We start from the raw sequence: 11,362 nt of genomic DNA on the forward strand, positions 1-11,362 counted from the left end.
CAGTTCCCCGCGCCCCTGACGGGCGCCCCCGATGGCGCCGCAGGCGCCTTCTGGGGGCGCGGGGAACTGCGCGGCCAGCCACAACGCACCCGAGGCGACCCTCCGGCGTCAAGCCGTGCTTCTAGGGGCGCGGGGAACTGCGCGACAAGCCCCCGCCGGGGCCGCAGGTGCCCCCGATCTGTCCAGACCTACGCGCGGCGGAACGTCAAAGATTCGCCCAGCGCGCCCGCCCGCCACAGGTCGTTGCACGCCGAAGCCATGTCCTCCAGCCCCTCCACCACCTGGCCCCACACGATCCCCGGCACCCACCCCACGTCACCGTTGAGCAGCAGGTTGTTGCGTTCGTAGAACAGGGCCAGGTCGATCACCGGCGTGCCCGCGCGGACGCCGGACGCGCCCTCGTAGCCGTACGCCTGCGACCCCAGTTGCGTGCCGGAGAACGAGAAGTAGCAGAGGTCGCCCGGGATGGGCGTGACGGTCGGGTTCTCCAGGGGTGGTTCCGTCGGCGCGAAGGCAGGGAACAGGGCGTAGATCTCGTTGCGGGCGTACTTGGCGTGGTACACGTCACCGCCGAGCGGCAACGCGTTCCAGACGGCTTCGCAGGTGATCGGTGCGCGGTCGTCGAGGAGCTTCGCCGTGCAGTGGACTCCGCGCTCGGACAGGGACACGTCGATGTAACGGTCAGCCATGCGTTCCATGGTCCACCCGGGGTCAATACCCCCGCCGGAGGAATGGGGGCGCAAATTAATCCGAATAATTTGCATCGCATGGGGTAGCCGCGCGCCCATGGCTCCACCAATTGGGAACGACTCTAAGGAAGCTTCGCCGGACGTCGGAAACCGCGGCACGAGCCGCCGGTCACTGCTGGCGGGTGTCACGGCGCTCGGCGCGTTCGGCGCGCTCGGTGCCGCCGGCTGCAGCCGTGTGGCCACGGCGTCGGGCGAGAACGGCGGTGATCTCCTGGACCGGCTGAAGGCACAAGGCGTCGTACGCCTCGGTATCGCCGGCGAGATCCCCTTCGGTTACATCGACACGAACGGCGAGCTCACGGGTGAGGCACCGGAACTCGCGAGGGTCATCTTCAAGCGGCTGGGGGTGGAGCGCGTACAGCCCGTGCCGACGGAATTCGGCTCGCTCATTCCCGGTCTGAAGTCCCAGCAGTTCGACGTGGTCGCCGCCGGGATGTACATCAACGCCGAGCGCTGCGCCCAGGTGATCTTCTCCGACCCCGACTACCAGATGCTCGACGCCTTCATCGTCCGCAAGGGCAACCCGAAGAACCTGCGCGACTACAAGGACGTCGTGAAATCGGGGGCGAAGTTCGCGACCGGAACGGGATACGCGGAGATCCAGTACGCGGTCGAGGCCGGGTACAAGGAGAGCGACATCCTGATCGTCCAGGACCAGGTCGCGGGCATGAACGCCGTCGAGGCGGGCCGTGTCGACGTCTTCGCCGGGACGGCGCTGACCACCCGCGAGGTCGTCAAGAAGTCCAGCAAGGTGGAGTCGACCGAACCGTTCGCGCCACTCGTGGACGGCAAGCCGCACACGGACGGCGGCGGCTTCGCGTTCCGCCCGACGGAGACGAAGCTGCGGGACGCCTTCAACGTGGAGCTGAAGAAGATGAAGGACAGCGGTGAGCTGCTGCGGATCCTGCGTCCCTTCGGCTTCACGAAGAACGAGATGACCGATTTGACCGCGAAGGAGTTGTGCGGCGGATGACATCGGGACTCTGGGAACTCGTCCTCAAGGGGATCTGGGTCACGGTCCAGCTGCTGGTGCTCAGCGCGCTGCTGGCCGGGGCCGTCTCCTTCGTGGTGGGCATCGCGCGCGTCCACCGGCTGTGGATCGTCCGCTTCCTCGCGGGCTTCTACACCGAGGTGTTCCGGGGCACCTCGGCACTGATCATGATCTTCTGGGTGTTCTTCGTGCTGCCGATCGCCTTCGGCTGGCAGCTGGTCCCGATGTGGGCGGGCACCCTCGCGCTGGGTCTGACCTACGGGGCGTACGGCTCCGAGATCGTGCGCGGCGCACTCAACTCCGTCGACAAGGCGCAGGTCGAGGGCGGTATCGCGCTCAGCTTCACGCCCTGGCAGCGACTGCGGCTGATCCTGCTGCCGCAGGCCGTGCCGGAGATGATCCCGCCGTTCTCCAACCTGCTGATCGAGCTGCTCAAGGGCACCGCCCTGGTGTCCGTGATGGGCATGGGCGACCTGGCCTTCAGCGGGAACCTGGTGCGGCTCGCGCTGCAGCAGAGCGCGGAGATCTACACGTACATCCTGCTGATCTACTTCGTGATCGCCTTCCTGCTCACGCGGCTCATGCGCGGGCTGGAGAAGCGGCTCAAGGCCGGGGTCGGCGAAGTTCCTGAGAAGGGTGTGTCCCAGGGCGAGCTGCACCGCCCGGAGACCACCGGAGTCGGCGGAGGTGCCGTATGACATGGGACTGGAGTGCCGTCGGCGACTTCATGCCGCACTTCTGGGACGGCCTGCTGATCACCCTGCAGGCCCTGGTGCTCGGCTCGCTGATCTCCTTCGCCCTCGGGCTCGTGTGGGCGCTGCTGATGCGCACGCCGACCCGCTGGGTGCGCTGGCCGGTCGGGGTCGTCACGGAGTTCATCCGCAACACCCCGCTGCTGGTCCAGCTGTTCTTCCTCTTCTACGTGCTGCCCGAGTGGAACATCACGTTCTCCGCGATGACCACCGGTGTCGTCGCCATCGGGCTGCACTACTCGACGTACACGATGCAGGTCTACCGGGCCGGTATCGAGGGCGTGCCGGCCGGCCAATGGGAAGCGGCCACGGCACTGAACCTGCCCATGACCCGGACGTGGACCGCGGTGATCCTGCCGCAGGCGATCCGCCGGGTGGTGCCCGCGCTGGGCAACTACGTCATCTCGATGCTCAAGGACACGCCGCTGCTGATGGCGATCACCGTCCTCGACATGCTCGGTGAGGCGCGGCTGTTCTCCCAGCAGAACTTCCAGTTCACCGAGCCGCTGACGGTCATCGGCGTGGCCTTCATCCTCATTTCCTATCCGGCTTCCCTCCTCATGCGAGCCCTGGAGCGACGTCTTGTCCGCTGACACCCCCCTGACAGAAGAGTCCGCCGCCAACCCGGCCGTGGACGGCAGCGAGCTGATCCGGTTCGACAAGGTCACCAAGCGCTTCGGCGACAACACGGTCCTCGACAACCTCGACTTCTCCGTCGCGTCCGGCAAGCACGTCACGCTGATCGGCCCGTCCGGCTCCGGCAAGACGACGATCCTGCGGCTGCTGATGACCCTGCTCAAGCCCGACGAGGGCACCATCAAGGTGGGCGGCGACTACCTCACCCACGAGGAGAAGAACGGCAAGCTGGTCCCGGCCGGCGACAAGCACATCCGCGAGGTCCGCAAGAACATCGGGATGGTCTTCCAGCAGTTCAACCTCTTCCCGAACATGAAGGTGCTGCGCAACATCACCGAGGCGCCGGTCACCGTGCTCGGCATGTCCAAGGACGCGGCCGAGGAGCGGGCCCGCGAGCTGCTCGACCTGGTCGGTCTGGCGGAGCACATCGACAAGTATCCGAGCCAGCTCTCCGGCGGGCAGCAGCAGCGCGTCGCGATCGCGCGGGCGCTGGCCATGCGGCCGCAGGTGCTGCTCCTCGACGAGGTGACCTCGGCGCTCGACCCCGAGCTGGTCGTGGGCGTCCTCGACGTGCTGCGGGACATCGCCCGCAGCACCGACATCACGATGCTGTGCGTGACGCACGAGATGAGCTTCGCCCGGGACATCTCCGACCAGGTACTGATGTTCGACTCCGGGCGGGTCCTGGAGTCCGGGTCTCCGGAGAAGATCTTCGGCGACCCGGAGCACGACAGGACCAGGGAGTTCCTCGGCGCGGTGCTGTGACCCCACGGCCCGGCCGGACCGGCCGGGTCACCGGCTCAGGCCTGTGGCATATGCCGGACGGGTGAGCCACTGTTGAGGGGATCGGATCACGCCATCAATCCCGCCAACAGCCCCTCCACGCCCCCGGCCCGACGGCTATCGTGGAGGGGGCCCGGCCGTCCGGGCTGCGTTGATGTGCGGGTCGATGCGCGTGACGTCGAGCCGCGCGCCGGGCCGAAAAGCGCAGGGGGAACACCGTGGCGCTGAAGCGTGAGTCGACCGCGCCGTACCACTCGGCCCAGGACGCCCTGCGCGTCCTGGAGACCGTGGCACGGCACACCACCGGCATCACCGACATCGAACTCGCCCGACACACCGGCCTCGGCACCGAACGCCTCACCGCCCTCCTGCGCATGCTGCGCCGCGAGGGGTACGTGGAACAGCTCGCGGACGGGGCGTACGTGACCGGGGAGGCCTTCGGCCGGCTCGGCTCCGTGCGCGACCGGGACGAGGCGCTGCGCGTCCAGCTCCAGCGCAACCTCGACCGCCTGCGCGACTCGGTCGGCGCCGCCGTCTACATGAGCCGGTACGTGGACGGCGAGATCCACGTCACCCAGTGCGCGGAGGGCCCGGCCACCCCGGCGGTCAACGAATGGGTGGACTTCCGTTCCGCGGCCCACGCCAGCGCCATCGGCAAGAGCCTGCTCGGCCAGCTCGACCTCAACGGCCGGCGCGACCACCTCTCCCGCCACCGCATGGCCCGGCTCACCTCGCGCACCATCACGAACGAGCGGGTGCTGCTGTCCCGGCTCGACGCCCAGGCACCCACCGTGCCCGTGCTCGACCTCCAGGAGTACGCGATCGGCACGGTCTGCGCGGCGGTCCCCATCACGGCCGGTTCGGCCGTGGGCTGCCTCGCCCTCTCCCTCCCGGTGGAGCACGCCCACCGGCTTCGCGAGGCCGCCGACACCCTGAACCGGGGCGCGACACCGCTGCTCCTCTCGCTGGCCATCTGAGCAGGCCGTCCGAGCGACACCCCGGCATCCGCCGCCGCCCCGCGGGTGGTCCGGAGCACCCCTGAGGACCGGGTAGTATTTTCCCTGTCGCCAGCCGCGAGAGCGGTCGGCGGGAGTCACGCGCCGCTAGCTCAGTTGGTTAGAGCAGCTGACTCTTAATCAGCGGGTCCGGGGTTCGAGTCCCTGGCGGCGCACAAGAGCACCACAGCAGGAGGCCTCCGCGAGAGCGGGGGCCTTCTGCGTTGCCCGGCCTTCCACGCCGCCCGCCCCGGCCCCGCCTCACCGCGACAGCAGCTCCTCGCGCCCCCGCGCCCGGTACCGCTCCACCAGCGCCTCGACGTCCGCCCCGTCCAGCAGCCGGTATCCGGTGCACCCCGGCTCCCCCTCCGGCCGCCACCACACCGGGTCCGGGCAGCGGAAGCCCTCGCGGCGCAGTCCGGCCCGGTGGATCTTGTTGGTGGCGGTGACCGGCATCCGGTCGAGGACCCGGACGAAACGCGGGGTCATCTTGGTGCCCAGGTCCGGCTGGGCGGTCAGGAAGGCCTCGAAGGCGAGCGGGTCGAAGGTGCCGGCCACGGTGGCCATGACCTGGTCGCCGGCCACCGGGTCGGGGACGGCGTACACGGCCACGGCGTCCGCGCCCTCGTAGCGGGCGAGGATGTTCTCGATCACCGCGGCGGCCAGGTTCTCGCTGTCGACGCGGAGCCTGTCGTCGGTGCGGCCCGCGAAGTACAGGAATCCTTCGGCGTCCCGGTAGAAGAGGTCGCCGGTCCAGTACCAGCCGTCCCTGCCCCGGGCCGCGTCCGCCGCCGGGTTGCGCCAGTAGCCCTCGAAGGGGTTGGGGCCGCGGTTCACCAGCTCGCCTATGGCCTCGTGCCCGTTGAGCAGCAGACCGTCGGGGCCGAAGACCGCCGCGGGGCACTCGGCGCGGGTCCGCGGATCCAGCACTACGAGGTCGTCGCCGGGTGCCGCCCGTCCGGTCGCGCCCTTCGGCGTCCCCGGCGACCACTGGATCGCCGCCCCGCCCTCCGACGACCCGTAGCCCTCCACCAGGCGCACCCCGAACCGCTCCTCGAAGGCCGCCGCGTCCACCGCCCCCGCCTCCGTCCCGAAGCCCGTGCGCAGCGGGTTGTCGCGGTCGTCGGCGCGGGCCGGGGTCTGCAGGATGTACTGGACCGCGCGTCCCACATAGGTGAAGTACGTGGCCCCGTAGGCCCGTACGTCCGGCAGGAAGGCCGAGGCGGAGAAGCGGCGCCGCAGCGCCACGCCCGCGCCGGCCGCGAGGGCGGGTGCCCAGTCGGCGATCACCGCGTTGCCGTGGAACATCGGCATGCAGATGTAGTGCACGTCGTCCGCGCGCACCCCGAAGTGGCCGACCAGCGACCGCCCGGCCGCCGCGAGCCGCCCCTGCGAGCAGATCGCCGCCTTGGGCGCACCGGTCGAGCCGGAGGTGAAGTAGAGGAGGAAGCGGCTGCGCGGGGTGGCCGGTCCCGGCTCCGGGCGCGCGTCCGCGTACGGCGCGAGCAGGTCCTCGTACGCCTGCGTGTCGGTCACCAGGACGCGTACGCCCGGGAGTTCGAGGCCGTCGAGGAGCGGGAGGTGGGTCCGCTCGGTGATCAGGACGCGGCATTCGGTGTGCAGGATGTCGCGGGCGAGTTCGGGGCCGCGGCGGGTGGGGTTGATCCCCGCGACGGCCGCGCCCGCGAGGGCCGCGGCACTCAGCCAGAGCGGGAACTCGGGGGTGTTGTCGAGCAGCACGCCGATGTGCGGTTCCGCGCGGGGCGACAGCAGTTCGGCGAACAGCGCGGCCCGCGCCGCCGCGCCCGTGGCCACCTCGTGGTGGGTCAGGGCCCGTTCCTCGCACCACAGCCCCGGCCGGTGGTCGCCCCACCGCTCCTGTACGAGTTCGGCGACGGTACGCGCGCCCGTGCCCACGCTCCTGGCTCCCATGGGGGCGCACCATAATTGACGGAGCGTCAGATGACGAGAGGTGGGAGCGGGAGCGGTACGGCTCCACGCACGCCGTCACTCCATGCCGGCGTGCGTGGAACCTACCCGTGGGGGGTGGCCGTGCGGTGGCTCAGAAGGTGACGTCCGAGCAGGCGTAGAACGCGTTGCTCGTGTCGGCGATCGTCCACACCGCGAGGATCACGTGGTGTCCGCTCCGGCCCGACGGCAGGGTGCCGCTGTGCGAGAGCGTCGCCGGGGGCTGACCGCTGTAGGGGACGGTCAGGAACGGGGTGGTGTCCAGCGCGGACCGCGTCAGCGGAGCGTTCTGGTTCCAGCCGCTCTTGGTGATGTAGTACTTGAAGTCGGTCGTCGAGTGCCGTGCCGTGAACTGCCAGCGGAAGGTGTAGCTCTGCCCGCCGCTGACCTTCGTGGTCGGCCAGGCGCCGCCCGAGGGCGTCGTCGCCTTGTCGAGCGCGCCGAAGTTGCCGTGGTTCCCGGAGCAGATCTGACCGTCCGAGGGCCCGGCCGCCGGGAAGCCCTTGGGGCCCTCGACGCTCTGGGGCTCCCACTGGATGTCACCGCAGTTGGCCACGCCGCCGTTCTGGCAGAGCTTCTGCCGGCTGACGGGGAGGTCGGTGTAGCCGTGGCCGGTGGCACCGCCGCTGGAGAGGACGATCGCTCCGGTGGTGGCGAGTCCGACGGCGGCGGCGTACCACTTCAGCCGCTTTCGGGGCGGGGGAGTTGGCCGGAGGGTTGGCTGGGGAGTTTCTCGCATGCTGCCGCTCCTGGAGAACGTGGGGGAAGTTCCGTGAGCCGTGCGTGCGCATCGCGATGCGTGAAGGTGAAGACGAAGGTGAAGATGAGGCGATGATTCAGGTCTAGACCAAGTACCAGATTATTGCCAGGACTTGGCTGTGTCCATATCAAGTCCACGTCAAAAGCGGGATGGGTCCATACCAATCGTGGAGAGGGCCCGGTGGCACCGGTCCCGCGACTTCTCCACCAGCTGTCCGTTCGGGTCGTCGTTGGTGGCCACCCAGTCCCGCGCCTGCGCCTCGTCCCTCCCACCCGCCAACTGCCGCTCCACCAGCCTCTCCTGCCGCACACCCCCCGGCGTCTCCACGTACCAGCACTCCCCCATGAGCACATGTGCGTCCCGCCAGCCCGGCAGATCGCAGGCGAGATAGTTCCCCTCGGTGACGACGAGCCGGGCGGCCGGAGGCACCAGATGACGCGCGGCGACCGGCTCGTGGAGCGTGCGGTCGTAGTCCGGTACGTAGATGTCGCGGACCGTCTCGTCGAGGACCCGGCGCAGCAGATCGACGTACCCCCACACGTCGAAGCTCGGCTCGGAGCCCTTGCGGGCGGTCAGGCCGAGGCGTTCCAGCTGGACGTTGGAGAGGTGGAAACCGTCGAGCGGCAGATAGGCGGCGCCCTCGCCGAGGTGCGCGACCAGGGCGCGGGCGAGGGTGGACTTGCCGGCACCGGGCGGTCCCGCCAGGCCCAGTACGGCACGCGGGGTGCCCTCGGTCAGACTCCAGGCGTCCGCGGCCAGGTCGTCGAGGGTGTGGGGACCCGCGGGGGTGGGGGGTTCGGTGAGGTCGTGGGGGCCGGTGGCGGAGGCTTCGGGGTCGGCGGCCGGGACGGGGGTGCGGGGGTCATCGATCTCCATGCCCCGTATAGAACGCCACCGTCAGGTCCTTCACCAGGGCCTTGCGCTCGTAGTCGTCCAGCTCGACGAGACCGCGCAACGTCAGCCGGGTCACCGTGTCCTCCACGGAGTCGACGACCGAGGTGAGGACCTTGTCGCGGTGCTGGGCGTCCAGGGCCGCGATCCTGCGGCGCTGCATCACGGCGGCGATCTCGGGCGCGTACTCCACCCCGAGCGGCTGCGCCGAGTACACCTGGAGACCGACCGCCGCCGCCTCCGCCGCCACCAGCCGGGTCAGCGAGTCGCTGACGGCCTCCGTGTTGCGCAGGGTCGCGGCGTCCGCCCCGCCCGACGCGTTCGGCCCGTAGGGCGGGTTCGGCGAGAGGTCGGCCGGCAGCTGCGCGAGCACCCGGGCGAGCGCCGCCTCCACGCACTCGCGCAGATACAGCTGGTGGTCCTCGACGCCGAGCGCGGCGCGGGCGGTGTCCCGCACCCGCCAGACGACGAGCACCACGACCCGCAGCGCGACCCCGTTCGCGTCGACCGCGGGCATCGCCTCGCTCCGCCAGTGCCGCAGCCGTACGTCGATCCGGCGGCGCAGCACCAGCGGGTTCACCCACATCAGCCCTGTGCGCCGGACCGTGCCCCGGTAGCGGCCGAAGAGGCCGAGCACCCAGGCGCGCCCGGTACGGCCGCGGGCCAGCCCGCCGAACCCGAACAGCGCGAGCGCCCCGCCTCCCGCGAGCGCCGCCCACTGCGGGCCGCCGAGTCCGGCACCGGTGTGCGCGGGCAGTCCCAGCGCGTCCACGGCGAGCGACGGCAGGACGCCCGCCCACCAGGACGCCAGGACGCAGCCGGTCGTACCGACGGCGCCCGCCAGTACTCCGGCCAGGCCCGGCAGCACCCGTGCGGGCCGCTCGACCAGGTCGGGGTCGACCTCCGGTGCGGGCCTCGGCCGCAGCGGGGCGGGGGTGCGCCGCGCGATCCGCGGCTGCTCGCCGGTGCCCCGCCGACGGCTGACCACCGCGGGCGCCAGCGCCACGGACACCGGTCCGGGCTCGTCGCGGAAGAGCAGGTGGACCGGGATCTCGGTGGTCGCCTCGTTGTGGATGACCCGCGCCCCGCGGCCACCCGTCTCCCGGCCGCCGGGGTCCCGGCCGCCGGGGTCGCGTCCTCCGGTGTCGCGTCCTCCGGTGTCCCGGCCGCCCGCATCGGGCGGGCCCTCGGGCTCCGGCGAGTGTGAAGTGGTCGTCGTACTCATCTGTGCCTCCGTGCCTCCGCGCCAGGAAGAACCGCCGTGCCGGTCGAACAACCCCCTAGGGGGCGTCGGCGAAGAGCCGTCGCCAGGTCTCCGGACCCGGATAGCCGTCCGCCGCCCCGCCGCGCCACCCCTGCGCGCGCTGGAACGCCTCGACGTTGCGCCGGTCGCCCTCGCCCCAGCGCGATCCCGGACCCCGCGTGTAGTGCGTGCCGAACCCCTTCTTCACCAGTTGCCTCCCCAGCCGGGTGACATGGTCGTTGTCCGCGCCGGGCCGGAACATCGCCCGGCCGGGATAGCCGGGGACGCCGTGCGGGGCGACACCGCCGGCCGGGGGCTTCGCGGGCGTGCCGGGGCTGCCGGCGCTCGCGGCCCGGACGTCCCGGCCCTTGCCGTTCACCAGGTACGACCAGGTCGTCGGCCCCGGCAGCCCGTCGGCGTCGGCCCCGGTCCAGCCCTGCGCCTGCTGGAACGCCCGGGTCGCCCGCCGGTCCGCGTCCGACCAGCGCGGTCCGGGACCCGAGGTGTAGAAACTCCCCGCGCCCCGCGCGACGAGCATCCGCCCCAGCCGGGTGACGTACGCGTTGTTCGCACCGGGCCCGAAGGCGGCGGCGCCGGGATAGCCGGCCGCCGCCGGAGAGGTGACGGGCGTGCCGGTACCGGTGCCGGTGCTGCCCTTGCCCGGCTCCGGCTTGAGCCCCTTGTAGCGATACGCGAGATAGCGGTCCGAATTGCTCCAGTAGGCGTAAGGAGTGGCCTGCCTGCGGGCGTGCGGACGCGTCAGCTCGTACGCGATGTAATGGCTCTGCGTGTAATCCGTCCAGCCGCCGAAAATCACGACGTGGGACCCTTTCTCGGGGTCGGACGGATTGTGGAAGAGCAGGATGTCCCCCGGCTGGAGATCACCCTGGGCGACCCGGACGCCGTACTTGTCGAGGCTGCCCGTCCATTCGTTCCCGCCGAGGTTCCAGGCCATCGAGACGAAGCCGGAGCAGTCCTGGCGGTAGCCGTCGGACCAGTACGCGCCCATGTTGTAGGGCACCTGCGCGGCGACCCACTCCCTGGCCCGGTTGATGATCTCGGCCCGGGTCGTCTGGGGCGCCTTGATCCTGGCCGGTACACCGCCGGGGCCGTGCAGCGGGGTCGTGCCGCCCTGCGGAGTGCCGGGGTCGTCGGCCGCGGGGGCGCCGGGGCGCTGCGGGGCGTGCGCGGCGGCGACGGCGGGGGTGGCGCCGGCCGCGCCGAGCACCGTGCCGGTGGCCGCGGCGAGGGCCAGCGCCATGGGGGAGAGCGCGGCCGGGTGGCCGCCGAATCCGCCGGTTCTGGAATGCGGCAGTACGCGCCGCCAGTGTGTACATCCGGGGCAGTCGCAGTCGCTCTCGGGATCGAATTCCTCGAATGCCGGAGCGGTCATGCTTTTCCCGTCGTCGTCCTGTCGAAGATTTCCGCGCTTCTGCACGTTCGTCAGTTTCGCAACGTGTTGCTCGGACCGCATGTTGACGGTCCGAATGATGTATCGACTGCCTCCTGCGAGTGGATCCGATTTCGGCTGCGGGCCGGTGGGGGTTGCTCGCGCAGTTCCCCGCGCCCCCAACCGCCCAGGGGCGCGGGGAAC

General features: G+C 71.0%; 11 protein-coding genes and 1 tRNA gene. 6 read left to right on the forward strand and 6 right to left on the reverse strand.

Features of this window, described 5'->3' with window-relative positions; all coding sequences use genetic code 11:
• Positions 1-188: 188 nt before the first annotated feature.
• Positions 189-689 (reverse strand): DUF3830 family protein, encoded by a 501-nt coding sequence (locus tag ACFVH5_RS41520; RefSeq protein WP_384816303.1) that lies wholly within the window; start codon positions 687-689, stop codon positions 189-191.
• Between the two features lie 97 nt (positions 690-786).
• Between ACFVH5_RS41520 and ehuB the strand changes: the two genes are divergently transcribed.
• The 6 genes from ehuB (at position 787) to ACFVH5_RS41550 (ending at position 5,082) form a co-directional block, all read left to right on the forward strand.
• Positions 787-1,722 carry an ectoine/hydroxyectoine ABC transporter substrate-binding protein EhuB gene (ehuB, locus tag ACFVH5_RS41525; RefSeq protein WP_384816306.1) on the forward strand — a complete coding sequence of 312 codons (936 nt, stop codon included), beginning with the start codon at positions 787-789 and terminating at the stop codon, positions 1,720-1,722.
• Positions 1,719-2,438 (forward strand): ectoine/hydroxyectoine ABC transporter permease subunit EhuC, encoded by a 720-nt coding sequence (gene ehuC / locus ACFVH5_RS41530; RefSeq protein ID WP_384816308.1) that lies wholly within the window; start codon positions 1,719-1,721, stop codon positions 2,436-2,438. The genes ehuB and ehuC overlap by 4 nt, the downstream gene beginning before the upstream one ends.
• Positions 2,435-3,085, forward strand: coding sequence for an ectoine/hydroxyectoine ABC transporter permease subunit EhuD (gene ehuD, locus ACFVH5_RS41535; RefSeq protein ID WP_384816311.1), 651 nt, complete (start codon positions 2,435-2,437; stop codon positions 3,083-3,085). Before ehuC ends, ehuD begins: the two co-directional genes overlap by 4 nt.
• Positions 3,075-3,893 carry an ectoine/hydroxyectoine ABC transporter ATP-binding protein EhuA gene (gene ehuA, locus ACFVH5_RS41540; RefSeq protein WP_384816312.1) on the forward strand — a complete coding sequence of 273 codons (819 nt, stop codon included), beginning with the start codon at positions 3,075-3,077 and terminating at the stop codon, positions 3,891-3,893. Before ehuD ends, ehuA begins: the two co-directional genes overlap by 11 nt.
• 236 nt (positions 3,894-4,129) lie before the next feature.
• Complete coding sequence (locus ACFVH5_RS41545; RefSeq protein WP_384816314.1) at positions 4,130-4,888, forward strand: IclR family transcriptional regulator; 759 nt, start codon at positions 4,130-4,132, stop codon at positions 4,886-4,888.
• Between the two features lie 120 nt (positions 4,889-5,008).
• Positions 5,009-5,082 (forward strand) — tRNA-Lys (locus ACFVH5_RS41550).
• Positions 5,083-5,167: 85 nt separating this feature from the next.
• Here the strand turns inward: ACFVH5_RS41550 and ACFVH5_RS41555 are convergent.
• The 5 genes from ACFVH5_RS41555 to ACFVH5_RS41575 form a co-directional block, all read right to left on the reverse strand.
• Complete coding sequence (locus ACFVH5_RS41555; RefSeq protein WP_385838870.1) at positions 5,168-6,838, reverse strand: AMP-binding protein; 1,671 nt, start codon at positions 6,836-6,838, stop codon at positions 5,168-5,170.
• A 130-nt stretch (positions 6,839-6,968) separates the two neighbouring features.
• Positions 6,969-7,613 carry a lytic polysaccharide monooxygenase gene (locus tag ACFVH5_RS41560; RefSeq protein WP_385838871.1) on the reverse strand — a complete coding sequence of 215 codons (645 nt, stop codon included), beginning with the start codon at positions 7,611-7,613 and terminating at the stop codon, positions 6,969-6,971.
• 159 nt (positions 7,614-7,772) lie between these two features.
• A complete protein-coding gene (locus tag ACFVH5_RS41565) occupies positions 7,773-8,510 on the reverse strand; it encodes a nucleoside/nucleotide kinase family protein (RefSeq protein WP_385838872.1) in 738 nt (245 codons plus the stop codon).
• A complete protein-coding gene (locus tag ACFVH5_RS41570) occupies positions 8,497-9,750 on the reverse strand; it encodes an SPFH domain-containing protein (RefSeq protein ID WP_385838873.1) in 1,254 nt (417 codons plus the stop codon). The genes ACFVH5_RS41565 and ACFVH5_RS41570 overlap by 14 nt, the downstream gene beginning before the upstream one ends.
• A 55-nt stretch (positions 9,751-9,805) precedes the next feature.
• A complete protein-coding gene (locus ACFVH5_RS41575) occupies positions 9,806-11,161 on the reverse strand; it encodes a peptidoglycan-binding protein (RefSeq protein WP_385838874.1) in 1,356 nt (451 codons plus the stop codon).
• Positions 11,162-11,362: the final 201 nt, after the last annotated feature.

The organism is Streptomyces sp. NPDC127119 (assembly GCF_042677425.1).
Classification (GTDB): Bacteria; Actinomycetota; Actinomycetes; order Streptomycetales; family Streptomycetaceae; genus Streptomyces.